This is a genomic window from Deltaproteobacteria bacterium (genome assembly GCA_016183235.1).
In the GTDB taxonomy this organism is placed as follows: Bacteria; UBA10199; UBA10199; order DSSB01; family JACPFA01; genus JACPFA01.
Map to the genome: position 1 here is coordinate 85273 of JACPFA010000042.1, position 26891 is coordinate 112163.

The 26891-nt window shown below is 45.2% G+C and carries 19 protein-coding genes; 7 read left to right on the top strand and 12 right to left on the bottom strand.

What is annotated here, in order from left to right:
• Positions 1-59 precede the first annotated feature (59 nt).
• The 4 genes from HYU97_10740 to HYU97_10755 all read left to right on the top strand — a co-directional run bounded on the left by HYU97_10740 (position 60) and on the right by HYU97_10755 (position 7497).
• Complete coding sequence (locus tag HYU97_10740; GenBank protein ID MBI2337222.1) at positions 60-1256, top strand: tetratricopeptide repeat protein; 1197 nt, start codon at positions 60-62, stop codon at positions 1254-1256.
• Positions 1240-2274 carry an FHA domain-containing protein gene (locus tag HYU97_10745; GenBank protein MBI2337223.1) on the top strand — a complete coding sequence of 345 codons (1035 nt, stop codon included), beginning with the start codon at positions 1240-1242 and terminating at the stop codon, positions 2272-2274. Before HYU97_10740 ends, HYU97_10745 begins: the two co-directional genes overlap by 17 nt.
• 160 nt (positions 2275-2434) lie before the next feature.
• Positions 2435-3103 carry a hypothetical protein gene (locus HYU97_10750; GenBank protein MBI2337224.1) on the top strand — a complete coding sequence of 223 codons (669 nt, stop codon included), beginning with the start codon at positions 2435-2437 and terminating at the stop codon, positions 3101-3103.
• A 143-nt stretch (positions 3104-3246) separates the two neighbouring features.
• Positions 3247-7497, top strand: a complete 4251-nt coding sequence (locus HYU97_10755) for a thrombospondin type 3 repeat-containing protein (protein MBI2337225.1) — start codon at positions 3247-3249, stop codon at positions 7495-7497.
• A 1-nt stretch (position 7498) separates the two neighbouring features.
• Here HYU97_10755 and HYU97_10760 read toward each other — a convergent pair whose 3' ends face one another.
• The 4 genes from HYU97_10760 to secA form a co-directional block, all read right to left on the bottom strand.
• Complete coding sequence (locus tag HYU97_10760; protein ID MBI2337226.1) at positions 7499-7969, bottom strand: hypothetical protein; 471 nt, start codon at positions 7967-7969, stop codon at positions 7499-7501.
• 218 nt (positions 7970-8187) lie between these two features.
• On the bottom strand, positions 8188-10305 hold the full coding sequence (sctV, locus tag HYU97_10765) for a type III secretion system export apparatus subunit SctV (protein MBI2337227.1): 2118 nt from the start codon (positions 10303-10305) through the stop codon (positions 8188-8190).
• Positions 10306-10446: 141 nt separating this feature from the next.
• Positions 10447-11628, bottom strand: a complete 1182-nt coding sequence (argJ, locus tag HYU97_10770; GenBank protein MBI2337228.1) for a bifunctional glutamate N-acetyltransferase/amino-acid acetyltransferase ArgJ — start codon at positions 11626-11628, stop codon at positions 10447-10449.
• Complete coding sequence (gene secA / locus HYU97_10775) at positions 11629-14310, bottom strand: preprotein translocase subunit SecA (protein ID MBI2337229.1); 2682 nt, start codon at positions 14308-14310, stop codon at positions 11629-11631. It abuts the gene before it with no gap.
• A gap of 321 nt (positions 14311-14631) precedes the next feature.
• Here secA and HYU97_10780 point away from each other — a divergent pair, with 321 nt between their 5' ends.
• Entirely contained in the window at positions 14632-15063 is a 432-nt protein-coding gene (locus HYU97_10780) for a response regulator (protein ID MBI2337230.1), read from the top strand.
• On the opposite strand, the gene HYU97_10785 is transcribed toward HYU97_10780, so the two are convergent.
• Positions 15044-17434: a UvrD-helicase domain-containing protein gene (locus HYU97_10785; protein MBI2337231.1), complete on the bottom strand. Its 2391-nt coding sequence runs from the start codon at positions 17432-17434 to the stop codon at positions 15044-15046. The two genes, HYU97_10780 and HYU97_10785, sit on opposite strands and share 20 nt — an antisense overlap.
• A 50-nt stretch (positions 17435-17484) precedes the next feature.
• On the bottom strand, positions 17485-19320 hold the full coding sequence (gene glmS / locus HYU97_10790) for a glutamine--fructose-6-phosphate transaminase (isomerizing) (protein MBI2337232.1): 1836 nt from the start codon (positions 19318-19320) through the stop codon (positions 17485-17487).
• Positions 19321-19636: 316 nt separating this feature from the next.
• Between glmS and HYU97_10795 the strand changes: the two genes are divergently transcribed.
• Positions 19637-21406 (top strand): sulfatase-like hydrolase/transferase, encoded by a 1770-nt coding sequence (locus HYU97_10795; GenBank protein ID MBI2337233.1) that lies wholly within the window; start codon positions 19637-19639, stop codon positions 21404-21406.
• 16 nt (positions 21407-21422) lie between these two features.
• Here HYU97_10795 and HYU97_10800 read toward each other — a convergent pair whose 3' ends face one another.
• From HYU97_10800 to HYU97_10825, 6 genes are all read right to left on the bottom strand, one after another.
• Entirely contained in the window at positions 21423-21707 is a 285-nt protein-coding gene (locus HYU97_10800) for a helix-turn-helix domain-containing protein (GenBank protein MBI2337234.1), read from the bottom strand.
• A 192-nt stretch (positions 21708-21899) separates the two neighbouring features.
• The gene (locus tag HYU97_10805; GenBank protein ID MBI2337235.1) at positions 21900-22133 is read right to left on the bottom strand and encodes a type II toxin-antitoxin system HigB family toxin; all 234 of its coding nucleotides are present in this window, start codon (positions 22131-22133) and stop codon (positions 21900-21902) included.
• Positions 22134-22190: 57 nt separating this feature from the next.
• A complete protein-coding gene (locus tag HYU97_10810) occupies positions 22191-22559 on the bottom strand; it encodes a helix-turn-helix domain-containing protein (protein ID MBI2337236.1) in 369 nt (122 codons plus the stop codon).
• Between the two features lie 5 nt (positions 22560-22564).
• Complete coding sequence (locus HYU97_10815; protein MBI2337237.1) at positions 22565-22834, bottom strand: hypothetical protein; 270 nt, start codon at positions 22832-22834, stop codon at positions 22565-22567.
• Positions 22835-23187: 353 nt separating this feature from the next.
• Positions 23188-24561, bottom strand: coding sequence for a bifunctional UDP-N-acetylglucosamine diphosphorylase/glucosamine-1-phosphate N-acetyltransferase GlmU (gene glmU, locus HYU97_10820; GenBank protein MBI2337238.1), 1374 nt, complete (start codon positions 24559-24561; stop codon positions 23188-23190).
• A gap of 55 nt (positions 24562-24616) precedes the next feature.
• A complete protein-coding gene (locus HYU97_10825) occupies positions 24617-24832 on the bottom strand; it encodes a hypothetical protein (GenBank protein MBI2337239.1) in 216 nt (71 codons plus the stop codon).
• A 155-nt stretch (positions 24833-24987) separates the two neighbouring features.
• On the opposite strand from HYU97_10825, the gene HYU97_10830 reads away from it, so the two are divergent.
• Positions 24988-26766, top strand: coding sequence for a hypothetical protein (locus HYU97_10830; GenBank protein MBI2337240.1), 1779 nt, complete (start codon positions 24988-24990; stop codon positions 26764-26766).
• Positions 26767-26891: the final 125 nt, after the last annotated feature.

Consider the following 26891-nt stretch of genomic DNA (forward strand, 5'->3'; position numbering starts at 1 on the left):
TCCTTAAATTCTTGAAATCTCATCATAATTAGCTTATCCTGTGAGGGACCGCCATACCTATGAGACTATTATCGACTATTTTCTTAATCTTTTTCACTCTTTTTTTCTCTTTATTTGTAGAGGCCCGTTTTCTCATTCGCCCTTCTGATCAAGCCGTATTTCATAATAACCGAGGGGTTACTTACTTAAATCAGGGTGATATTGAAAACGCCCTCTTCGAATTTAAGATGGCGGTTCAATTAGCACCCGAATATGCAGAAGGCTACAACAACTTAGGCCTAACGTACAAATTTAAAGAACAATACGACCTCGCCATTGACGCGTTGCGTAAGGCGATTCAATACAATAAAGATTATGCGGCGGCTTACACCCACCTAGGTACCATCTACTATACACTCGGGAAATATGACGACGCAATCTCACAATTTCATCGGGCCATCAAGGCCAATAAAAAGTATGGCGATGCCTACTATAACTTGGGTTTAACCTACAAAACTCTTGCCATCAAAAATCGTCGTAACACAACCTATACCGATGCCCTTAATGCCTTCCGTAATGCCCTGGCCGCCTCCCCCAATCACTACTTAGCCAACATTGAAATGGGAAACATCTATCGTCAACTCGACAAAAACGAAGAAGCCATTATGCATTACAAAGCAGCCTTAGAGGTGCAACCCTCTTCGCCCGAGGGTTGGAAAAATCTTGGGGTATTGTATTTACAAAAGGGCGATGTTTCTAAGGCTCAATTTGCTTTTAACAAGGCCTTAGAGGCAGACCCTGATTCTGCCGAGGCCCACGCAGGGCTTGCCACCTATTATTTAAAAACCAACAATTTAACCTTGGCACGTCAAGAGTTGGATATTGCCCAGCGGCTCGACCCCAACCACGAGCTGGTGCGCTTTGATAAGGCCTATTTAGATTTACTCACCGGTAATTATTCCCAGGCCGTCCAAGGCTTTGAAGGAGTGGTGAGTAAAAACCCTATTTATGTAGATGCCCTTTACAACCTTGCCTATGCCCATGGGCAATTGGGGCACTACCCCCAAGCTGTGCAATATTACGAAAAGACCTTGCAACTTAAACCAGGGTTTGCCCCTGCCCTGCTCAACTTAGGTATGCTTAAACTACAGCATGGCGACAAGAAATCGGGCCTTTCGTTACTTTGTCAATTTCTAAAAAAAGTTCCCCCTGAGTTGGCGCACACAGAAAATACGGTGCGCAACACTATCACTCAAAACAATGGGAAATGTAATTAACGTGCCCAAACTGACCGTTAAAAATTTAAAAACCGACGAAGAACAGAGTCTCAACCTCCCGCAAGATGTGATCACACTGGGCCGGGTGAACACCTGCGATATTGAACTGCCCAACAAGGCCATCTCACGCCGCCATGCCGAATTGGTGCGCGAAGGCGATGAATTTTATTTAGTCGACCTCAAAAGCGGCAATGGCACTCTTTTAGGCGGTAAAAAAATCAAACCTAAAGAAAAACATTTGTTGCGCAACAATGATCTTATTCAAATTGAAGATTATCAAATCACCTTTCACTATCTCGATGAAAATTTGGATGCACCCGTCGAAGAAGACACCGACACCGACATTATCGAAATTAAAATGATCAAAAAAGTTTTAAAGGCCTTAGAAAATGAAAGTGCGCCCAGTTTAGAGGTGCTTAATGGCGTAAGCATTGGCAAAAAAATTCTCTTTCAAGATGAACAAGAAGAAATTGTGATTGGCCGCGAAAAAGAATGCGAATTGTTTATCGATGATGGCACGGTGAGTCGTCAACACGCCAAACTGGTAAAAAAATGGGGCGGCATTGTTTTAACCGACTTGGGTTCAAAAAATGGCACTTATGTTAACCACGAAAAAATTAGTGAAAAGGTATTGCGCGACGGCGACAAGGTCATGTTTGGCACCATAAAGTGTCTTTATCGCAACCCTGGCGATGTTAATATTGATGCTATTAGCAAAGAAATTTCCCGCAAAAAACGCGAGGCCGCTTTAAAAGAAGCTGAGATGCTCGCCGAAAAAAAGGCGGAGGAAGAACGCCACCTCAAAGAGGCCCAAGACAAAGAACTCAAAGAAAAAGAAGAAGCCGTCAAACAAACTGAAGTTCCGCCACCCGTGCAAACTCCACCCACCGAAACTCCACCGGCCATTACCAACGATCAAGAAAAACCTAAATTATCCAATTTTGAAAAAGCCCTTATTGCCGTTGCAGTCCTCATCGGCACCTTCGGCGCCCTCTTGCTGTTGTATTTGGTGTTTTAGTTCTCAAAATGATAAATATTATCAAATTGATTCTCTTTTTATTCTATTTGGCAATGAAATATTCTACAAAATAACCTATAATTTATAATAATTTCAAATAGTTAAATGAGCATTTCAAAATAAATTGCTTCTGGCACTTAAGTTGCTTGTTTCAATATTTGTGTCTCTTGCATTTAAAGTTGTTTTGCCACTCGTAATCCTTTTGTGGAATGGGGTGGTTTTTGCCCAAATTGCCCCACCTCCTCCCGGGGTTCCACCCTCTGGTTCTCCACCTCAGATCGCAGGCCCTTCACCCATTACCAAAGGCAAAGCTCCAACAAATGTTTCTCCCATGACCTCTAAAGAAACTCTGCCCAAGATTGGCTGGGTGAGTTTTCAAGAACCATCCGAATTTCTTATTCACATCGATTTTTCAAAAAAATTTGCGCCTGCCCCCAAGTCTATCTTGAACTCAAGACAGAAAAAGAAATCTTTGACCCCACCAAAATTTAACGCCTCCCGGCTCGAAATCAAATTTCGACAGCATGGTTTTAGGGCATGGAATGAAAAGGAATTACCACTCCCCGCTACTATTCGATCACATCCCCAGTTTCTCGAACTCAAACCTAAACTTGGTAAAATTTTTCTATTTAGAACCATCGACAACACTGCCTATGGGATCATCTATCTTACCCGTAATCAAAGAGATGTAAAATGCATCACCCTTTCCCCTATAGAGATCATCGTCGAAAAAAATAAATTCAAAGTCTCGGCTCCGGTTCCTCAGTCTAGCATTTGTGAGATGACAGAAGATATCATGACTCAATCCAAAACCATGAGGAAGCCATGAGGACTATTTTATCTCTCATGCTCCTTTGTTTTGTAATGGCATGCTTCGGTTGCGAGGACAGAAGGAATATAGAAGAGCAAGAACGAAGGATAGGGATTAGTGGAAATGAGGATGATTTGCTTTGCCCAAATGCTCCGAACAGCATGGAAGACCTCCGCCCCCAATATTATGATTCAACTCCCTACCGTTGGTTGGCCTTTAAGTTGGGGCGTATTGATGTAGATTTTGTCCCTATTCCCCAAGATCCTCATGCCTACCCTTCCTTTTTATGTGGATGTGATGAAGGGAATAACCACAAGTTGCTTATGTATCCGGAAAATAAAATTGCCATCAAAGAAAAGTTTTATGAATGTAGAGACATGGACGCACGTTGTGATGAAGAACCGGAAGAAGGAATTGAGACGGGCTATATTTCGACGTCTTATGAAAACACAGGAGATCTTCATCTGGCCATTGATTACAATCAGCCCCACGTTGTGGATACAATACTCAATGGTCAATGTAGCTCAGGAGCGGCACCTGGCACTTGTGAAGTGCGTGAGGGTTGTGCTGCCCCACTTGAACCTTCTCCCCCATGGTTAGCAACACAATTTGCAGACTCCAATCAAGATGGATTAATTACTACTAACTTTGGTGGTTTGTGTCGTGCTCGTGTGGTCAAAACCGTCGAAATCTACGAGGGATACGAAGAATATGGCCTCTCGGCAGAAGACCTCCAACGTAGGATGGCCGATTGCTTGTCACAGGAAATAATCTACCAAGCGGGACTTGATTTGGGCAATCTTGAACACCCTGAACTTGCGATCAACCCAGGGGATCCTTGGCCAGAAGTGACTGAATGTGCCAAGCAGGTGATTCGAAATGTTTTGGCACAATGGACACAAGCAGATTCTGATGGAGATCGAGTTTGCAATAACGTTGATTTCTGTGACCAAACTCCTGATTTTGACGATTACCGTAATTACGATGATTTAGAAGCAAGTGATGGGGATAGAGATTTTGTAGGGCCGGCCTGTGATAATTGCCTTGAAGAATTTAATCCTAATCAAGAAGATAGCGACCATGACAATATCGGAGATGTTTGTGATTTGTGCCCTGGTTTAAGCCCCATCAATGACGCTTTGCATGTCTTCCTTGATTCTCAACAGTTTGCAAATACCCAAACTACTGACCGCGATGGAGATAACATTGGGGATGCTTGTGATTTATTTCCCGCTGACCAACATAACGATTGCGATGGGGATGGATTGCCAGCTGTAGCCGTTTCGGGAGGGGGAGAAATCCCAGATCGTTTTCCTTTTGATTATGACAACGATACAGATGGCGATGAAATTCAGGATTGTACGGCTGGAACCAGGTGCTTTACTGAACATATTATCCAAAATCCTTCTCACACTTGTGACAGCTGCCCCAATGCCTCCAATAGCGGACAGGACAATGATCACGATGGTATCGACAATGCCTGTGACCCGGACCTAGACGGCGATGGGATTAATGACAAGCCGCCCTACAACCGCCCCGACGGTCGCCGCGACAATTGCCCCGAAGTTTCCAATCGAAACCAGCGGGATACTGACAGCGATGGCGAAGGGGATGCCTGTGACGACCGAGATTATGATACAGTCGTCGATATTTCGGACAACTGCCCTGACCACCCTAACCGTTTTCAGAATGATCAAGATGGAGATGATCAAGGGGATGTGTGTGACTCATGCCCCCGAACTCACGCCTCGAACGATCGAGATAATGATTGTATAGCCAACAACCAAGACCATTGCCCTAATCATCCAGATGAAACTAACTCTGATGCCGATGAGGATGGAAAGGGGGATGTGTGTGACAATTGCCCTGATAATAATAACCCCAATCAAGAAGACAATAATCACGACGGAATAGGCGATGCTTGCCAGGCCTTGTTGGCACCACCGCTAACGGTGTCTTTTGCCCAGGAACCTCGCTATATTTCCCAAAATCAGCTCAATGGAAATGGCACGATAGAGGTGGGTCGTGTTTTGATTTCAGGAGCAACTCCTGGCCAACGCATGCGCTTGAATTTTGCCATCCATTCTAATGGAAGACGAATCTACGAAGGGGTTGTACCCGCGGTGTTTGGAGGAAATGTTTCTATTCCTTGGCGTGGGTTGGTTAATGAATCGCCAGCTCCCGCCGGGGCCTATCAAGTGGTTTCAACCCTAACCGTGTTAAATCAAGCAGGCGATGACAAAGAACTTGCTCCGATTAGCCATGATTTTACGGTTTTTAAAATTACCTTTACTCAACCACAAAACGCTGCAGGTTCACCTCTCAACGCGCTTTCTATGTATGTCAATAATGATAATGATGACCTTGCTCAGGGCGACCATCAACCCGACTGGATGCAAGAAGGGCGTGCATTGAATGACAATGATCTGGCTGAATTAAGAGTATCTGTCGAACCTAATATTCCAAATGCTTCGGTTAGCCTTGAAGCTGTTAATTATAGGCAAAATCCTAATCCCCCCCATGTTAATTTTAAAGCATGGAAATTTTCCGGAGGCGGGGTTTTAGAAGAAATACCCTTTGGTCTTAACCGTAACTATTCTTTGCCTATGCCTGTTCATCTCGAGGGGATCCAGGCCATTACCTCCCCCCAACAAGCCCAATCGCCTATTAAACTAATAGCGACTCTCTGTTTGCGCACGCCTGCAGGCGGATGCACGCCTCTCGCTTCAGCTCATCAGGAATTATCCATAAACTTGATTCAAGTTGATGTGGTAAAAGATAGAGACAATAATACACCAACGGTTTGTGATCCTGATTATCGCAATGGACCCATTGAAAGGATTGATGAGACTAACCCACCCGTAGATTTTCTTCATATTGCACTTTGGAGTTCGGCCTATGATGAAGAGAATAATGTATACAACTCGCTCATCTTTAACCCAACCTGTGATTTTATCACACGAGATCCAGATCGATTTTATCTTCGGGTCATTAATCCCCGGGCCAATTTAAATGAACAAGTCAACATAATCAGTTTCGCGCGAAATGTGGCCAAGATTGGAACTGTTCACGATTCAGATGGATCTATTTTTGATAATCTTACACCATTAACTCTGGTGGAAACAGGCCCCAACACCGGGATTTTCCTCTCCAAGCCCCAAATGCTCACTACCTATGATCTTGATTATTTGATCCACGACAGGGATTTTAGTCCATACGTCATGTGGGAGGAGGACCTACAATTATGCGCCACCACTTACCGATGTAACGATGACAATTTTAAAGCCCACGATGCTTTTGCAAATCGTGTTGTTGACGACGCTCCAAACGATAGAACCCACCAAGCTTCAATTGAGGATTCCTTGCAGTTCGTTTATCAACAAGATAGCCCTCCGCTTCCGCCTTTGGCCCTCACGGTTCCTGTTTGCCAGCGTACCCCCTCTGACGAACGGCGAGAACTTCATATGAGAGTCTTTGTCTTTAATGAACCTTTTATCGATAGTGGCATTATAACACGAAGCCCCAATGGGCAATCCGTACGCATAGGTGAAGGCGATGGCCAATTTACTTTTGTAGACCGCGACAATAGCAGGCATTGCAATTGCCCCGATGACATTATCGTCAATGGAATCTGCGACGTAGAAGAAGAGGAATGCGAGCCCTTTGAAAATGTCTATAATGACCTTCCCATTGGTCAAGGTGGCTTTGTTCAACCCGATCCTATTACCCTTCAAAGAGAAGGAATTCGCGGTCCCATTCTGCCAGAGGTTTATGTGCATGAAATGGTTCGTCGCGCCGACCGATTGTGGCAGCAAGCCTGTATTAGTGTTTTTATGGATGAACTCTATTTTATTGATGCACCGAAAATAGACGGCGTTGATTTCTTTGCCTATCGTCAATTGCTCGAACTTCAAGACGTTAATCGGCTCTTGGAGCACTTCTCAGATGGCTCCACAAACATCTTGGATCTTTTTATCTTCCCTCGACGTGGCAACGGTTTTTCTGGTAGGGCGCATTTTGCCAGTGGTTTTGCCACCCATGGGCGGATCCCTGGGCGTTCCAGTGAATTCAGCACGATACTTGTTGGGGTTACAGAATTCAATGGGGGAGTCCTCGCCCATGAAATTGGGCATGTCTTAGAAAACTATCTTCATGTGGCACTGGTGGACCAGTGTGATCCAGGAACCATCGGCTGCCCACAGAGTAACGACTCCTACTTTTATCCTAAAGGATTTGCAAGGGACAGTCGATATGTCAATGATGCTAGACGGCTTCCCCCTTCGGTGGTGGAAAGAGCACGCAAGAGACGCCACGAACACAACCTCATGGAACATGGCAACCGTTTACTATGTCTCTATGACCCCAACCGACGCAACAATCGTCAGTGTCTTCCCCCGCCCGAAGAACCTTAGATTATTTATTAGTAGGAACAGTAGCACAAAGTGCCGCGCTAATTGTTAAAGGATCGGCCCCCCCTTTTACTAAGTTCACAATCTTTTGGGGTGAACATCCCCCTTCAATCAGAGAGGCTATTACTTCAATAGGATTCTGATTGGAAGTTATGCGGGAAATAAGTTTTTCGATAACTAAAGATTTAAAATCACCCCACACGGCTAAGGCTAGACTATGAGCGTGTTCTCTCTCTGTTTGACCAAGCCATTGATTATTCCCATCATCAGCCACTTGCACTGCCCATCCGCTGATCACCTCGTTCAATTTTTTAAGCCCCCGCTCGACAGCAGATCGGCATTTTTCAGGGTTCGAAAGTTGTTTGCAAGATAGAGGCTGACTAGCATCGTCCAATACTAATTCATTATAACGACTCAACTCTCCAAGCACTCTTCGTTTTTCGCTCGCAGCCGAGACTTCAGTTGGTCCAGACATAAAAGTAAGAACATTATCGGAAGAAAACCCAATCGGTTGCTATATCTGATAATAGTTGGGTAAAGTCTTGCCGAAGCCGGAAGAGGCTACCCGAAACCACAATGCTTAAGGTTGAGGGAGCCTTAAGCCGGATTCGGCAAGACGTGACTCGATTTGCAGATGAAATGGAAGATTGCCACGCTCGCAAACGGTGCTCGCTCGCAATGACATCTCACTTATTATGCAGTCAATTGCGGCAACGCTACCCGCGCGATGGGTTGAATACGCAAGTTTTCGGAGAGCTCTTGGTAAGATAAGACGCTCAATTGTGGAAATTCTAGTTCGATGATTTTACGAAAATAGCGGCGCACTTCGGCAGTGGTTAGAATCACTGGCGGTTTGGCACCCGGCGGGAAGGGGTGACTGGCGATTTCTTTGCCCACGGCCTCTACAATTTCTTGCGTGGTTTCGGGCTCTAAGGCCAAGTAGTTACCCTTTTCGGTGGTACGAATGGAATTGCGCACCAGCTCTTCAATGCCAGGGTCTAATAGATAAACAGCTAGGGTGTTCACGTGGCCTGCATACTTGTGAGTGATGTAACGTTTGAGCCCCGAACGAATGTGCTCGGTTAGCACCAAGGTATTGCGCTCTACCTCGGCCCATTGGGCAAGGGTTGAAAAAATCGTTTTGAGATCACGAATCGCAACTTCTTCTTGGATCAAACGTTGAAAAATTTCGGAGAGCTGAAGCACTGTAATCACCTTCGGTACTAATTCTTTGATTAAGGCAGGGTGAGTTTTTTCTAATTCGGTCAGAACATTTTGAATTTCTTGGAGCCCTAAAAATTCTGAAGCGTGTTTACGCAACACATAAGACAAATGCAAAATGAGATACTCCGCAATATCCCACATTCTAAAGCCCGCCTGCACCGCCACTTCTTTGTGTTCTTGGGCAATCCAAGTCACGATCGACCCATCGATGGGATGAATCGTTTCGATGCCTTCAATATTAAAAAGCGATAATTGCTCTAAAGGTTCCCCCACCAAGATATGCCCACGGTACACCCGGCCCTTAGCCACCGGCACTTCGTTAATATTAATCACATAACTCTCGGCCTCCATGTCGACGGTCTGCCCACGCACTTGAATACCGGGAAAATTAACGCCCAATTCATAATAGAGCCCATGGCGTAGCAAGGGAATTAACTCGTTGATGAATCGCCCACCATCTTGGCTATCATCGACAAAGGGGATAAGCGCCTCACCCACTTCTAAAGAAATGGGCGCGGGCATGACAAAGGGCAACACATCGCCGTGTTTCTCTACTGCTCTCTTCACCACCTCTTCTTTGGGCATATCTCTAACTTCTTCGTTAGAAACTTTTTCTTTGCGCATCATGAAATAAGCCCCGCCCGCCAGCAGGCCCCCTAATAAAATAAAAGGAAATTTAGGCAAGCCAGGCACCGCCGCAAACAGCAGCAACATGATTCCCGCTACCAACATGGCCTTAGGGTATTTAATAATCTGACCAAAAACATCTTTGCCAAGACCCGTGTCTTTACTTTCACTAGACACTCGGGTCACCACGATACCCGCTGAGACCGAAATGACCAGGGCTGGAATCTGTGCAACCAAACCGTCACCAATACTAAGCAAGGTATAAGTCTTGATGGCTTGGAGCATGGTATCACCCCTCATCATCACCCCAATGATGAACCCACCAATGATGTTGATAATGGCAATGATAATACCCGCAATGGCATCCCCTTTGACAAACTTCATGGCACCATCCATGGCTCCGTACATCTGCGCTTCCCGTTGCAGAATGGAGCGGCGCTCTTGGGCTTGTTCCATGGTGATAGTACCGGCCCGCAAATCAGCATCGATACTCATTTGCTTGCCGGGCATGGCATCCAAGGTAAATCGCGCCCCAACTTCTGAAACCCGTTCCGCACCTTTGGCAATAACAATAAAATTAACCAGCGTGATGATGATAAAAATAATCCCGCCCACCACATAGTTTCCACCCACCACAAAGTTACCAAAGGCAAAAATAACTTCGCCCGCATTGCCTTGCGAAAGAATCAAGCGCGTTGAAGAAATATTCAACGACAAACGGTACAAGGTAGAGATCAACAAAATAGTAGGAAAAGAAGCAATGCGCAGGGCATCGTCGATATAAAGAGAAATTAAGAGAATCAGCACACTGCCTGAAATGTTGATGGTTAAAAAGATATCGAGTAACCAGGTGGGTAGTGGGATCAAGATAATCGCCACCACGGTCACCACGATAACCGCAAGGACGGCATCGGAGAACTTGGTTAGAAAATCATTCAGCTTTATGGCGGGTAGCCCCATATTTTAATTAATTTCTAGAAACCGATTAAAAAGCTTCAGATGCAAGGCAGGCCGAGGAGACTGGCCGAGTCGTACTAGCAAGTACGTCGCAGGCCATGTCGACGAGGACAACGCAGCAGATGAACTTTTTAATCGGTTTCTTCATGTCCGGTACTCTGAGTTTAATTTTACATAATCCACGGTTAGATCACTAGTTAAAACACTAGCCTCACCTTGGGCTATATGGAGGTCGATTTTTACCTGATATTCTTTAGATTTCATGATCTTATGGGCTTTAAGCTCAAGGCTTTCCTTATTAAGTTGGCCCTTTTTAACCAGGCAGACCGATCCTATAGAGATATCGACTTTTTGGGGGTGCATAGTTTCGCCGCTATAACCCACGGCAGCTAAAATTCTTCCCCAATTGGGATCTTCGCCAAAAAAGGCGGTTTTGACTAAAAATGACCGCGCCACCGAATAGGCAATATTTTTTGCCGCCTGGTGTGTCGCCGCCCCTTGCACGACAATTTTTACAACCTTGGTGGCCCCTTCTCCATCAGCCACCATGAGTTTGGCCAATCCATGGCACACTTCATGTAAGGACTGTTTGACTATCTTTTGTTGCGAAACCCCTAAGGCAGTTGAATTCCCGGCCTTACCATTGGCAATCCAAAGGGCGGTGTCGTTGGTAGAACAATCTCCATCCACACTGATCGAATTAAACGTCGCCCCCACCACCTCACGAAAGACCTTTCGCATCCAAGGCAAATTCAAATTAAGGTCGGTTAAGATAAAAGCAAGCATGGTGGCCATATGAGGCTCAATCATGCCTGCCCCTTTGGCCACGCCTAATAAAGTGAAAGGAGTTTTCCCTAACTTTGCTTTGACCTGAGCTATTTTGGGAAATCGATCGGTGGTCATAATGGCTTGGCTAAAAGTTGGCAACTCATGGGGCGAAAGCACACGCACGGCTTGCTCCACCCCGTGTTTTACTTTTGATAAAGGTAGGGGCACCCCGATTTTTCCGGTTGAGCACACATAAATAGAATTAACTGGAACCAAGAGATGTTTTGCTAAAGATGCTGCGGTGGCTTGGGTGGCCTGATCACCGCTGGTACCCGTGCAGGCATTGGCATTGCCGGAGTTCACCACTAGGGCCCTAAAATGCCCTTGCTTAATTTGCCGCTCACAAAACAAAACCGGGGCTGCTTTAACTTGATTCGTGGTGAACATCCCCACCACCCGAGCAGGCACCTCACTCACCACCAAACCCAAATCTTTGGCACGCGCTTTAACTTTAAGCCCACAGGCAACTCCCGCAAATTGAAAACCTGGCACCTTCATTTAAGAACTCCCGTGGCATTTTTTAAATTTTTTACCACTTCCACAAGGGCATGGCTCGTTACGACCTACCTTAGGGTATTCACGACTTTGTGGACCTGGCACCTTTTTGTTTTCGCCACCACTCGGTGGCAAACCCGCTAAACGTTGGCTGGCAGCAGAGGCATTGTCATGATGTTGTAAGTGCATGGGTTGGGCACGGCGGGCAGGCATGGCTAATTCTTCGCCCGCCTCCGTTTGGATTTGCACATGAAAGACTTTTTCTGCCACATCTTCATAAAGGCGAAGCATCATCATTTGGAAACGCTCAAAGCCTTCTTTTTTATATTCTAAAATGGGATCCTTTTGGGCATAGCCACGCAAGCCAATCCCCTCGCGCAAATGATCCATGCTAAGCAAGTGGTCTTTCCATAAAGAATCGATGGTCTGCAACATGAAAACGGTCAACACCTGATCCATCACCGCAGCGCCATATTGTTTTTCTTTTTGTTCAAACAACGCAAGGGCTTGATCGTAAATATATTGCCCCAAGCTATCTTCGGTTTTTTCAAGCTCAGCCAGAACCCCGGTTTGAGGTTTGACACCAAAATATTTATAAACTCGATCTTTAAAACCCTCGGCATTAAATTCTTGGTTACCATGCACAGCAAACTCACCTGAAATTTGCGCGGCAAGCGAATCAAGCATATCTAAAAATTTATCTTTTAAATTTTTCCCATCCAACACTTCACGGCGGAAGGTATAAACTGTTTGCCGCTGTTGGTTCATCACACTATCAAAATCTAATAAATTTTTCCTAATTTCAAAATTATGCGCCTCAACTTTTTTCTGAGCGTTTTCTATGGCCTTGCTGATCCAGGGGTGAAAAATGGGCTCGTTTTCGTCCATCTTCAATCGATCCATGATGCGAGAAATACGGTCGGACCCAAAAATACGCATCAAGTCATCTTCCAGCGAAATAAAAAACTGGCTCGACCCCGGGTCGCCCTGCCGGCCGGAACGGCCACGCAATTGATTATCAATCCGTCGGCTTTCATGGCGCTCCGTACCTAAAATATGCAAGCCCCCTTGCCCCACCACTTTAGCATGCTCGGCTTCGCATTGTTTTTTTAATTCTGGTAATTTTTTTTGAAATTCTTCGGGGCTATGATTTTGCCCCAAACTATTTTTGGTTAAAAATTCTGGGTTGCCACCCAATACAATGTCAGTACCACGGCCTGCCATGTTGGTAGCAATGGTCACACTGCCAAAACGCCCGGCTTGGGCCACAATCTCTGCTTCTTTCTCGTGATGCTTGGCGTTCAACACATGGTGTTCAATCCCCCGGCGCGAGAGCATCTGGCTTAACACCTCCGATTTATCAATCGTGATCGTACCCACCAAAACGGGTTGACCGCGTTTATGGCGGATTTCAATTTCATTAATGACCGCACGAAATTTTGCCGCCTCGTTTTTGTAAATAAGATCGGGCTCGTCTTTGCGAACCATGGCGCGATGGGTAGGGACCACCACCACGTCTAAATTATAAATTTTATGAAATTCAGCCGCCTCGGTATCGGCGGTGCCCGTCATGCCTGCCAATTTTTTAAACATCCGAAAATAATTTTGAAAGGTAATCGTAGCTAGGGTTTGATTTTCATTTTCGATCTTTACTTTTTCTTTGGCCTCGATGGCTTGGTGAAGGCCATCACTCCAACGCCTGCCGGGCATAAGCCTGCCGGTAAATTCATCGACAATAATCACCTGATTATCTTTAACTACATAATCGACATCGCGTTTAAACAACTGATGGGCGCGGAGGCCTTGATTGACATGATGAAGAATTTCAATATTGCGCGCCTCGTAAAGATTTTCGATACCCAGCAATTTTTCAGCATGGGCAACACCGGCTTCGGTTAACACGATGGTACGACTTTTTTCGTCGATATTAAAATCAGGGTCTTTTTTTAATTGTGGAACGATTGCATTAATACGCGCATATTTGTCGGTTGATTCTTCGGCCGGGCCCGAGATGATTAAAGGCGTGCGCGCTTCATCCACCAAAATACTATCGACTTCATCAATGAGCGCATAATGCAAATCTCGTTGCACATACTGGCTCAAAGAAAATTTCATGTTGTCGCGCAAATAATCAAAGCCATACTCGTTGTTGGTACCGTACGTAATATCGCAACCATAGTTTGCTTGGCGTTCCTGATCATTGAGCCCATGCACAATAACCCCAACGGTCATACCTAAAAACTGATAAATTTTCCCCATCCAGGCCGAATCTCGTTTGGCCAGATAATCATTGACGGTCACAACATGCACACCCTTGCCTTCCAGGGCGTTTAGATAAATCGGTAACGTTGCTACCAGGGTTTTACCTTCACCGGTTTTCATTTCGGCAATCTTGCCTTGATGCAGCACCAGCCCCCCCACCATCTGCACATCAAAATGGCGCATGCCCAAAGTGCGTATACTGGCTTCACGTACGGTGGCAAAGGCCTCGGGCAACAGGCTGTCGAGGGGTTCACCCCGACCCAGGCGTTCTTTGAATTGGGGAGTTAAAGCCGCTAATTGGGCATCGGTCAACGCCTTCATCTTGGGTTCAAAGGCGTTGATCTCAGCCACCCTGGGCGTAAGCTTTTTCAACTCACGATCGTTTTGAGTGCCAAATACCTTTTTTAATAAAGCGGTTACCATATATTAGGCATCTTTAAAAACCTGACTTGGGGGGACCTTTTAAAAAGGGTCCAGATGCAAGGCGACCGCAAAGATGCGACCGGAGCGTATATGGAAATACGTGAGGATCGCAGCTTTGCGGGCAACGCCGCAGATGGGCCCTTTTTAGAAGGTCCCCCTATGTGTGAAAAAATACCCTCAACCTGAGGCAATCTCTACCAAATTTCAAGCCAGGTCGTAGCAGTGTGAAAAAATCACTAATTAATACAATGGGTTTTGTCTATCAAAATATTGGGCGGTTTGGCACTGTATTTGCTTAAGTCTACTTAAGAGGGGGCAAGCATGACCGAACATAATTTTACCCTAATCGTCATCGACGACAATGAAATGCTGCTACGCATGTGGAAGCGGCTTCTTTCCGAAGAAGAAAATTGGACCCTCTACACCACTCACGAACCCATTGAAGCCATTGAGTTTTTGAAAATCTCCACCGCTGATCTGATTATCAGTGACATCGTCATGCCCACCATGAACGGATTTCGCTTAGCCGAAATGGTGCGCAAGATCGACCCAGAAATGAAAATCTTACTCACCAGTGGCTACCTAGAAAATTTTTCCGATATTGTAATCGACGGCCCACCCATCAATTTTATCAAAAAACCTTACCAAGATATCGAAGAGGTGATTTGTTTCATTAAATGCATGCTAGCCGATAAGGCCTATCAACGCCGCACGAGTGAACGAGTCGGCGACCTTATGGTGTGGTCGTTATAAAGGGGACCTCTAAAAACGACCCATCTGCAGAGCCTGTCCAGAGCGTAAGCGAAGGATTGCCCGCAAAGCCGCGATCCTCACGTATTTCCATATACGCTCCGGTCGCGTCTTTGCGGGCGCCTTGCATCTGGGCCCTTTTTAGTAAAATCACCAGATTCGAAAATTCAGCCAATAATTTTTTAGTCCCCACTTTTTGAAATTTGACGGTGAGTTTGCACTTGGCAGCAGCACCCTCGCAGGCTTCGATGGTACCCATACCAAAAATAGGATGAGCGACTCGAACTCCGCGACGGTAAGGAGATGGCTCCTGGTAGTCTTTGTTATTGCGAGCTAAAGGGCCTTCTGTCATTGCGAGGCCAGCCCGCCGAAGCAATCCCTTCTGTTCAACCGATGAGATTGCTTCGGCCGGCTGGCCTCGCAATGACAGATCTGCGGATGGGTTTGCAATGACAGAAGAGGCAGACTCTACACACTCTTTTGGAATATCTTCTAAAAATCGTGAAGGCAGATTGAATTGTTCTTGGCCAAAAAAACGCCGCTCAACCGCATTGGTGAGGTAGAGTTTGCGTTCAGCGCGGGTCATCCCCACATAAAAAAGACGGCGTTCTTCGTCCATTTGGCTAGGCTCACTCATTGAACGGAGATGCGGGCACAAGCCTTCTTCTAAACCCACCACAAAAACGACAGGGAATTCTAAACCCTTGGCCAAATGCAAGGTCATGAGGGGTAGCGCCGAAGTATCTTCTCCGGTGGTTTGTAATTCCGTATTCAAACTCACTTGATCTAAAAAATCTCGCAAGCCACTTTGAGGTTGTTCAATTTCAAATTCTGCCAACACGTTCACTAATTCTTCAATATTTTCGATACGATTTTCTGCTTCTAAGGTGCCCTCTTGTTGCAGCGTATCAATGTAGCCGGTCTTGTTTAACAACCCATTCACCAATTGCGAAGGCCGCAACTGATTTATGTTTTTGCGTAATTCCTCCAGGAGACTGACAAAACCTCTAATCGCTCGAGATGGACCCGCTGATAGGCCAGCAGCTTCGACTTGCAATAAGGCATCCCATAAAGTTAAACCTCGCCCCGTCGCAAAATACTCTAGCTTCTCAACCGTAGTTTTACCAATGCCACGGGCCGGCACATTGATGATGCGTTTAAGATTAACGCTGTCATTAGGGTTTAACAGTACCAACAAATAAGCCAAAATATCTTTAATTTCCATCCGTTCATAAAATTTCATGCCACCATAAATAACATAAGGAATATTTTGCCGACGCAATTCATCTTCAAAGGGTCGCGATTGGGCATTGGTGCGATAAAAAATAGCAAAGTCACGGTTGCTAAGTTGCCATTCACTTTTTAATTTCTGAATTTCTTGCACCACAAAACGTGCCTCTTCTAAATCACGCATCCCAGTAAAATAAGTGATGGGCTCCCCGGGCGCATTATCAGTCCATAGGGTTTTAGGAGCCCGTTGACGAATTTTCTTAACCACTTCATAAGCGGCTTGAAGAATCTTGCCACTGCAACGATAGTTCTGTTCTAATTTTACAACTTTGGCATCGGGAAAGTCTTTTCCGAAATCGAGAATATTGCGAATGTCGGCCCCGCGCCAGGAATAGATCGACTGATCATCATCACCCACCACACATAAGTTTTGACTATGCAGGGCCAAAAGTTTCATAAGTTGGTACTGGGCATGATTGGTATCTTGGTATTCATCGACCAAAAAATATTGCAATTGATGGTGATAGTATTTCAAAATTTCTGGAAACTCGCGAAAGAGTCGCACGGGCAAAACCAATAAATCATCTAAATCAACCGCATGGCTCTTTTTTAATTGTTGCTCGTAGGCATGATAAACCTTGGCTACTTTTTCGTTAAAAAAATCTTCTTGGGGAAAATATTCTGGGGCAATGAGATTATTTTTTGCCGTTGAAATCGACCCTAATATTTGGCGGGGGTTAAATAATTTGGGATTGATGTTAAGTTCGGCCAAACATTTTTTGATCAAACTCATGCGATCGGAATCATCGTAAATCACAAAATCTTGGTTAATACCCAAGCGGTTAATATGGCGACGTAAGATTTTAACCCCGGCTGCATGAAAGGTAGAAATCCACAGGCTACCTGCAGGAAATCCCGTTAATTCGGCAATCCGATGACGCATTTGTTCGGCTGCTTTGTTGGTAAAGGTAACAGCCAACAATTGAGTAGGGTGAATTTTTTTGACCTGTAACAGATAAGCCACCCGATGCACCAATACCCGTGTTTTGCCACTGCCTGCCCCTGCAAAAATGAGCAGTGGCCCCTCGGTGGTAACGACGGCTTCTTGTTGCGGGGGATTAAGATGAGATAGTAAGTCATTCATAAAACGGAAGATTGCCACGCTCGCAAACGGTGCTCGCTCGCAATGACAATTTATTCAACGGTTACACTCTTCGCCAAATTTCTGGGTTGGTCAATATCGTAGCCTTTTTCATCGGCAATATAATAAGCAAACAACTGCACAAATACCGCTTCTAGGATAGGCGTCAAGAGTGGATGCGTAGGGGGCAAATAAAAAACCTCACTTGCACGTTCAGCAATGGCTTTATCACCAACGGTAGCCACTGCAATAATCGACCCACCACGGCTGCGCATCTCTTCTACGTTTGACATCATTTTTTCATACAAACCATCTTTAGAAACCAAACTCACAATAGGCGAACCATCATCAATCAAGGCAATCGGCCCATGTTTTAATTCCCCGGCCGCGTACCCTTCAGCATGCACATAGGCAATCTCTTTCAATTTCAACGCCGCTTCTAAGGCGATGGGATAAGAAACGCCTCGCCCCACATATAAATAATGACGGGCTAGCGCATGAGTGTGGGAAATGCTTTGAATGTCACTTGCCTTAGCTAAAACTTGTCGGACTTTTTTGGGTAATACCAAAATCGAACGCAAGAACTCTTCCATCATTTCTCGTTTAAGGGTGCCACGCCGCCCGCCCAAGCGTAAAGCCAGCAACAGCAGGGCTAAAATTTGCGCCGTAAAAGTTTTAGTAGCCGCCACCCCAATCTCAGGCCCACAGCGCGTATAAAAAACCCCGTGGCTTTCACGCGCTAGTGTACTACCCACCACATTGCAAATGCTTAAAGCTTTGGCCTTTTTTGCCTTGGCATTGCGCAAGGCCACTAAAGTATCTGCGGTTTCACCCGATTGGGAAACGGCAATGAATAAGGTTTTATGATCGATGGGGGCCTGACGATAACGAAACTCACTGGCATAATCAACCAGCACAGGAATTTTTAAAAATTCTTCTAAATAAAATTTAGCCACCAAAGCAGCATGTAGGCTGGTCCCGCAGGCAATAATATAAATTCGGTTACAAGTTTTAAGCCAATCACCTTTGGCTAAAAATGGCTCCATTTCTTCTAAATAAAGCTGGCGTTTTTTCCACACAATTCGCCCACTGAGGGTGTCGCTTAAACTCTGCGGTTGATCAAAGATTTCTTTGAGCATGTAGTGTTTAAAGCCGCATTTTTCGGCTTGCTTCAGATCCCATTGCACTTCGGTCACTTTTGGTTTCAACACTTCGCCCCGTAAGTTCGTCACCATCACTTCGTGAGAACGCAGCTCACCGATTTGACCATCTTCTAAAATGATGACCTTGCGCGTATAAGGCAGGATGGCCGGAATATCGCTAGCTACAAATTGCTCACCGTCCCCTAAGCCAATCACCAAGGGGCTCCCCAGCCTTGCAACGTAAAGAGTTTTTGGATCTTGTGAAGAAAACAAGGCCACCGCATAACTACCTTTGACTTTGGCCAAGGCCTTGCGCAAAGCCATTCGCAACGTGGAAGTATTTAAAAATTGTTGCAGCAAATGGGCCAACACTTCCGTATCGGTATCGGAGCGAAACACACAACCTTGTTGGATGAGTTCTGCTTTTAGCTCTAAGTAATTTTCAATGATGCCATTATGCACCAACACAATCGAATCGGCCTGATGAGGATGGGCGTTGTTTTCGCTGGGCCTACCGTGGGTTGCCCAACGGGTATGGCCAATGCCTAAATTGCCGGGCAGTGGCTCCGTAGCCAATTGAGCACGTAACACGGCTAACTTACCCACAGCTCGCCTAATTTTAATTTCAGAGTTTTGAAAAATGGCCACCCCGGCCGAATCATAACCACGATATTCCAAACGGCTCAAGCCATCCAAGAGGACATCTCTGGCTTGCCTTGCTCCAATGTAACCCATAATTCCACACATAAAATACCTTTGAAATATGGAAAACAAGTTTTTGGAGTGCCTATCCTTTCAGTGCTAGAGGCCTTTCGCGGCGATCCTCATATGGAGGGCCGTTACGGACTTTCTGTCATTGCGAGCCTCCTTCGCAAAGCCTCAGGACAGGCTCTGGGCGTGGCAATCTCACCGGTTAGACAGAAGGGATTGCTTCACCCTGCTGGGTTCGCAATGACAGAGGGGCCCCGCCGCTACAGGCCAAGTGCACTTGAAAGGATGGGCACTCCTAAAACTTGTTTTCTCAGTCTTGCTAAGAGGTGCTAAATAATCTATTTAACCCAAAATGTCTAAATATTTACTTAAAATCCAATTGATCGGGCTTTGCCTCACCATCGTATTGTTTGGTTTACAAACTTATTTTTTCGTCGCCCACCCCGACAATGCCTACCTTCTTTTTAAGGTCGAGCAAGTCCCGAATTTCGCCAAAATTTTCATTGTTCAAGAAATGATTATTTTATTCTTCGTATTTTTATTCATCGTTGTGTTGATAGCCTTCCTGCTCTTTATTTTTACACGCCGTCGGCCTTTGCAAACCATGCCTATTCTGTTGGTTCTACTCACCTCGTTACTTTACCTCTTAGGCCGAGGTTGGTGGGACTATCCTGCCAGCATTGAACAGGTCCCTTGGCTCAAATCCATTTCTCTGCAAACTATTTTTCTAGGAGGAGTCGGAGTTTTATTACTGCTTACCGGCCTCACTTTACTCTTAACAAAATCAAAACTAAAAACCCTGCCTTATCTTTTTTTGTTTATCTTAAGCCAAATAGCCATAGGGGAATTAGTTTATTATGAAAACTTTCGGTTTCAGTTACCACCCCACACAACCGCTGCTGGAAAATTTCCCGATGTTTATTTGTTGGGTTTTGATGCGGTGGATCACGCCACGGTTCAAGATATTTTGGTTAAACAGCTCCCTTCTAATCACAGCACGGTATTTAACCACGCCATTACCCCGGTTCCTTCCACCAATCCTGCGTGGCATTCTCTATTAAGCGGACTACTTCCCTTTGAACATGGGGTGAGATTTTTTTACGGCCAACCTACTTCTAAGGTTGTTTATACCGACTACTTACCCCACATCTTAAAAAACTTTGGGTTTACTACTTATTATGCCGCCGACGAACCCAAAACCAGTTATTTTGAAAAAGACTCTGGCTTCAACCAGATTTTAACTCAAACCTACGGTTGGAAATTTTGGTTTCGCACCCACTTGTGGAATTCTTATCTTTGGCCTTCGTTGGTCATTAATAATTCTTTTGCCGATCGCTTATTACCGCAGCATAATTTTAACTACGCTGACCTTTACCGTTACAACCCAGAGCGTTTTATCAATAAAGTCTTTCGTTGGAGTGGGCAGACAAAATCACCCAATTTTTTGGCATTCCACACCTGTTATCTTCATTCCCCCATTCATTTAAACCGTTGGGATCTAGCCTCGCACGATACCCATTACCTGAAACTTTCCCCTAGCCAATTTAACTTTAGCAATGCCATCTGGTATGGCCACAAAGAACTGCAAAGCGCACCCGTTGGGTGGATTAATCCCTATCAGGTTCGCAAAAAACCCTTTCGTCAATTTTTTGATCAATTTTTGGTAGAGTTTAAAGCCCAAGGTTATTTTAAAAATTCGATCACCTTCTTATTTTCTGACCATGGTGAACGGTTCCACCCTAATGGCGAATATTTTGGAGGTATTCATGGCATGGATCTAGACACCCAAGAGCAAATGAATGTCATGCTAGCCTTAGTTTATGACCTGGCACCCTTACCCAACAAAATTGATTACCCAGTAAGCTTACTCGAAATCAAAAGAACTTTATTACCCCTACTTTTACCAACCCAAGACTCTCCGAGTTTACTCAACCCCGAACGCAAACCCCTTTACATGGAAAGCTTAGGTATGGCCGACGTACTCGCCACCGACCCCAAACAAAAAACCTACCCCATCGGCGAACTCTTGCCCAATCTCATTCTGCTACCCTCAGGTGCAGTCGATATTTCCACCAGCTATGAACGCAAGGTCGTGCAAAGTAAAGTTATCAAAAACGATTGAGGAACTGAAGTTTTTTTCAGGGGAAAAAAACTGCTGGAGAAACACCAAACCGTTTGCAGAGGGCAAGAATTTGATTATTATTGAGTCGGCGTTTACCAGAGAGGATTTCGGAAACAATCGATTGACTCCCCAATTCTTCTGTTAAATCATTTTGCCTTAACTTGTGTTGCTCCATTAAAAACGCTAAAACTTCTGCACCAGAAATTTTTTCAAGCTTATGAGAAAAAAAATCTTTTTCGTATTTTTCAACTAACAAACCTAGCGTGTCCATATAACTTAAGATCTGTCTTCTGACCTTCATTTCAAGTTTTTGATTAGCAAGATATTCAGCAAGGGTGGCAAGAATTTTCAACGCCGCTTCATGATGAGCCTTTCCAAAAATAGCTTGGAGGGGACACTTATAGCAAAGCTCCTCATATATGGGCCCAGGGTCTGCTACCTTAAAGGTTCCTAAAGCTCGCTCATTTAATACAGAACTCAATTGCAACATAGTCTAACCTTTCCATTTACCACGGTCATATTCTGCATGGATAAGAACATGAGTAATTATAAGAGTTGAAATACCATATTCAATCATCGTAATGGTTCTGACTTTATTCCCCCCTATATTAAATACCGTTTTACCTTTTATATAATCAGCGTGAGGGAAGGTTTTTCTCAGTTCAACAAAATTACGAAAATTACTATCAGTAGGGGTCAAGTCTTGACAGTGGACAGGTTGAATCAATGATAAAAAACCTGTCCACTGTCAAGACTTGACCCCTCGGCCTGGGCCTGAGCTAGCTTATATCACTAATTCTAAAGTCACATGGTCAGAAAGTAGAACAGGTTTACGTTGGTTACGAGACCTTTGGGTTTTTTCGAGTTCTACCAAACCCACTTCCGACAAATAAAACAAGTCTTGTGATACATTTTTCATATCTTTATGGAGAGCCTTGGCAAGTTCATAAATTGAACCTGGTTTACCTACCTTGAGATAGCGAAGAATCTTGATACGCTCAGGGGTTAGGATTCTTCTTACGGCTTCTAGGCTTGAAAAATAGACCTTTTTTTTTGTTTTATAACTCTTACCGAGTTCTGCTTGTTTGAAAGCCTTTTCAAAGTCTTTCAGACCTTGTTCAATTGTTTTAATTCGAATCTTCTTTGATTTCATAACACCTATCTTTTAAGATCATTTTTAAAATCTTCAATCAACTTTTGAACACTTACCCATTCATATTCTTCTTCTAATTCCCCATAATGACGATGCGGCCCCTTAGGAAAATGATTATCGTAACCCACAAGAATCTTTCCCTCTTTTATCCAAAACAAAGAATACCTCACTCCCAAAGGGTAATAAGATGTTTTCACCACCTTCCAAACTTTCATTTCAACAATCGACCCATCATAATTAATAAATTTCTCATATAGCAACAAACGCGCCTTCATTCGGCCAACTCCGTATAGGGTATCATATACCTAATATAAGGCAATAGGATATTTTACAGACAAAAACCTAAGCAAGCCCTGTGCCAAACGATAAATAAAATATACTAACAAGTCCTCTGTATAGGCTACAGATTGCGAGGATTATGTGGCGAGAGAAGGAAGATGAGCAAAAAGCCCACAGGCGTACCTTAGGGTACGTCGAGGACTTTTTGCGAAATCTGACGCGCTCGCAGCCCATTGTTAGGAAAAAGCATGACGAAGGTATGATTTTCGGACAGTCCGCTTAAAAAGCAGTCTCAAAATCATACCTCCGTCATGATTTTTATGATTTTTAATGATTTTTCTGTTGAGTTTTAACTTTTTCTTCTCTTGGCCCAACCGGTGATATTCTTCTGGGGCGCACGTGAAATAGCGAGACTCCCCGGTGGTATGTTTTTAGTCACGGTTGTTCCTGCCCCTACATAGGCGTCGCGGCCCACTCGCACGGGTGCCACCAATTGCACATCGCTGCCAATAAAAACGCCCTCCCCAATGGAAGTTGGGTATTTCTTTTGCCCATCATAGTTACAAGTGATAGTGCCTGCCCCCACATTAACGCGAGCGCCTATTTTAGCGTCACCTAAATAACTCAAGTGATTGGCCTTAGTATCACGCCCCAGAGTCGTATTTTTTAATTCAACAAAATTCCCCACCCGTGAACCCTCTTGCAAAAAGGTGCCAGGTCTTATTCTAGCAAAGGGCCCTACCTGACAATTTTTGCCAATTTTACCTGACTCTAAATAACTATAGGCCTTGATGATCGCCCCATCTTGCACCATCACATCTTTTAAATAACTGCCGACCTCGATCTTAACCCCTTTGCCAATCACCGTTTGCCCCAACAAATGCACTTGCGAGCCTAACCAACTGTCTTGCCCAATCTTAACCGTTGTATCAATGATCACACTGCCCGGATCTTCCATCCCCACCCCGTGAGTTAACCAATGGCTGATTCGTCGATTGCGTTTGATTTTGTTGACATAGGCCAACTCTGCCCGCGTATTAACTCCCAACAATTCATTGGCATCGACCGAAAAACTTTGCACCAACAAAGCCTCAAGGCTAGCTAAGTTGACAATCTCGGTTAAATAATATTCTTTTTTGATGGGATCGGGCTTAATCAAGGGGATCCACTTTTTTAGCCACTCCGCTTTGATCAAATAAACGCCCCCATTGATTTCGTTGATCGCCTTTTCATGTTCTTGGGCATTGACCTCTTCAATAATTTTGACGATGTTGCCATTGGCATCTCTCAAAATACGGCCATAGCCCGTGGGATCGGGCAACACCGTGGTCATTAAAGTTAAGCTGGCCCCACTTACCTGGTGTTGTTCGACAAACCCTTTTAAAACCATCGAACGCAACAAGGGCACATCCCCAGATAAAATGAGTACATCGCCTTTCGCGGCCCCTAGCTTAGCCAAAGCCGCATTCACCGCATGGGCTGTGCCTAAACGTTTCTTTTGCACCACAAATTTTAATTTTAATTTTTTGTCAAAAACGCTTTCAACGTCTTTGGCTTGATTGCCCACCACCAATACGAGGGGCACACAACCTAGGCTACTAGCTTGCTTCACCGGGTAATGAATCATGGGCAAGCCCGCCACGGGGTGTAAAACTTTTGTTAATGAAGAACGCAACCGCGTGCTATCACCGGCCGCTAAAATAATACCTGCTAAGGAAGGCATAGTTTTTTATACTTACAGTTCCGACCGAAGACAATTAAAATAATATTGAGCTAGCTCATATCACTAATTCTAAGGTTACGTGGTCAGAAAGTAGAATGGGTTTGCGTTGGTTGCGAGACCTTATGGGGCCGTTGAAAAATGCACCTTCTGTCATCCCTGCCCCTGCCTGCGCAGGGGTAAACTCCGGCAGGGATCCAGTGATTTCAAACAGTTCTGGATTCCCGCCGGAGTTCACCCCTGCGCAGGCAGGGGCGGGAATGACATTTTTCAACAGTCCCCTTATATAATTCACTCGATATGATCTTAAACATATGGACTAACTTTTTGCTCATCCTTAAAATTTTAGGTGTTTAACGGGTGATCCTTCAAAACTGAAAGGTTCACTTAATCATTTCATCTGCTCATGCGAGCAGTCGGGAGGTAGTAATGAGGCGCTTTGTTAAAGTATCTCTTTTAATATTTTTTCTCACCTTCAGCCTTGGATATCTTCTCGTCAGCTTCAAGGGACAGGCGGAAGATAATCGCTCACAGGTTCAAACCCATGCGATGGATATTATTTTAAAGAAGTATAAAAAAATGGGGCTCTCCGAGGGCGATCTTTATCGAGACCTTTTATCTTCCAACACCTTGTTTTTTGATTCACGCAAAGATTTATTTTTATTCAGCGCCTTAAAAGCCTTGAAAGATCGGAGTGCTAGCACCGAAGAAAAAACAGGGGCCAAGGTAACTGTGAAAAGGCAGATTAATGAAATCTATAGTGAGTTTGATGAAGGTTCTTTACAAAAGACGGCCTGGTTATTCGCCGCAGAAAAAAATTATAAGGCGATGTTGTTTGATGATTGGCTTTCAAAGGCCGGTATGACGGGGCTCTTTTCTCCCGACGGTCTACGAAAGGCTTTAGACAAGCAGGGGGCTGGGGGCGCCTTGAAAGGTAACGTGTCAGAGGGTTTTCCAGAATTACCCCACCCTTCTATGCGTGATTCGATGATCGGTTGCCTCGACGATTATAAAAAGAGCAAAGAGCAGGCAGGGTTGGCAGGCCCCGGTGGTGGTGTACGCCCAGGGGGTGGCACGATTAATCCGGGTGGAAAAGCAGGAATGTCAGGAGAGCCCGGTGGCGGGGGTAAAAGGGATTTATCCGGAAAACACGGCATGGGCACAGTGGGAAGTGAGGGTCATGGGGACATTCCTGGCCCCAAGGGTTGTTTTGGGATCGATATGGGGAAGATGCAAGATTATGCGGGCAAGTTACCCGACTTGCCCAAGGGCGGGTCGTGGGAGGTGAATATTAAAGTACCGACAGCTGATGGTAGCAAAACCGTTAGTACAACTACGTCGTTTAGCGTGACATCGCAAGGGGATGGAACGGTCACTGGAACGTCTAAGACCACCATAACCACCAGCTGGAATGTCGGTGGTCAGGAGATCTCCTCTAGTTCGGCGGTGGGGCCTCCAACAACTATTCCAGATGGCACAAACGACCAACGCTACAATAATGCAATTGGCGGGGGTGAGGGTGTACCCGGGGCAGTCACGACGGCTACGACTACTGATAAGAATGGCGGGACAGTAACGGGAACCACCAAAAATGATGCCGAGGGAAATGAGATTTCGCCTACCACCAAATACAACCCCGACGCCGATCCCTCTAACCCTTGCGGGCCTGATGTGGCCGGCTTTGCGGCCTGTGTCATGGGCACCCAAGGGAAAACGGCAAAGCAAGAATTTCAGGACATGGTGAGTGAGTGCGTCTTTTATGTTTACGAGGAGTGTAGCAGCAGTGGTTGCGAGGTTAAAAAGACCAAAACCCCTCCACCCGAGGGAGGAGAGGCCTACCAAACTGTAGGTGGTGGAGGGGGTGAAGGGGGGAGCGGAAAACCGCCGAGTGGGGAAGGAAGTACGAAAAGTGGTGCGAGTCTCGCGTTTTCAACCGAAGGTGCTTGTGCGGGCTTTAGCCCTGGGTGCTACAACTATCTTAAAAACCTCTATGGCTCGGGCAGTGGCATCAAAGACATCGACCCCACTGAAGGGAGCCCCTGCGGCGTTGACGCCAGTGAAGGTTTAGGCATCATCGAGCAGACCTTGGTGATTGACCCCGCCAACCTAAAACTAGGTTTAAGCGACCTCGTCAAGGGCACTCTGGGAATAGGCCAGGCATCGCCTAGCAAAGGGACGGGCGGAAAGGGTTTACCCAAGCAACCTTAAATTTGAATCCGTTTCTTTTTCTTGGCCCAACCAACAAAAGCATGACGGAGGTATGATTTTCGGACAGTCTGCTTAAAAAGCAGCCTCAAAATTGTACCTCCATCATGATTTTTCAATACAAATAT

What these genes read in the sequence shown, in the direction of transcription:
- HYU97_10740 (MBI2337222.1), top strand. Translation starts at nt 60, where the DNA reads ATGAGACTATTATCGACTATTTTCTTAATCTTTTTCACTCTTTTTTTC.
- HYU97_10745 (MBI2337223.1), top strand. Translation starts at nt 1,240, where the DNA reads ATGGGAAATGTAATTAACGTGCCCAAACTGACCGTTAAAAATTTAAAA.
- HYU97_10755 (MBI2337225.1), top strand. Translation starts at nt 3,247, where the DNA reads ATGGAAGACCTCCGCCCCCAATATTATGATTCAACTCCCTACCGTTGG.
- HYU97_10760 (MBI2337226.1), bottom strand. Translation starts at nt 7,969, where the DNA reads ATGTCTGGACCAACTGAAGTCTCGGCTGCGAGCGAAAAACGAAGAGTG.
- sctV (MBI2337227.1), bottom strand. Translation starts at nt 10,305, where the DNA reads ATGGGGCTACCCGCCATAAAGCTGAATGATTTTCTAACCAAGTTCTCC.
- argJ (MBI2337228.1), bottom strand. Translation starts at nt 11,628, where the DNA reads ATGAAGGTGCCAGGTTTTCAATTTGCGGGAGTTGCCTGTGGGCTTAAA.
- secA (MBI2337229.1), bottom strand. Translation starts at nt 14,310, where the DNA reads ATGGTAACCGCTTTATTAAAAAAGGTATTTGGCACTCAAAACGATCGT.
- HYU97_10780 (MBI2337230.1), top strand. Translation starts at nt 14,632, where the DNA reads ATGACCGAACATAATTTTACCCTAATCGTCATCGACGACAATGAAATG.
- HYU97_10785 (MBI2337231.1), bottom strand. Translation starts at nt 17,434, where the DNA reads ATGAATGACTTACTATCTCATCTTAATCCCCCGCAACAAGAAGCCGTC.
- glmS (MBI2337232.1), bottom strand. Translation starts at nt 19,320, where the DNA reads ATGTGTGGAATTATGGGTTACATTGGAGCAAGGCAAGCCAGAGATGTC.
- HYU97_10795 (MBI2337233.1), top strand. Translation starts at nt 19,637, where the DNA reads ATGTCTAAATATTTACTTAAAATCCAATTGATCGGGCTTTGCCTCACC.
- HYU97_10800 (MBI2337234.1), bottom strand. Translation starts at nt 21,707, where the DNA reads ATGAAGGTCAGAAGACAGATCTTAAGTTATATGGACACGCTAGGTTTG.
- HYU97_10810 (MBI2337236.1), bottom strand. Translation starts at nt 22,559, where the DNA reads ATGAAATCAAAGAAGATTCGAATTAAAACAATTGAACAAGGTCTGAAA.
- HYU97_10815 (MBI2337237.1), bottom strand. Translation starts at nt 22,834, where the DNA reads ATGAAGGCGCGTTTGTTGCTATATGAGAAATTTATTAATTATGATGGG.
- glmU (MBI2337238.1), bottom strand. Translation starts at nt 24,561, where the DNA reads ATGCCTTCCTTAGCAGGTATTATTTTAGCGGCCGGTGATAGCACGCGG.
- HYU97_10830 (MBI2337240.1), top strand. Translation starts at nt 24,988, where the DNA reads ATGAGGCGCTTTGTTAAAGTATCTCTTTTAATATTTTTTCTCACCTTC.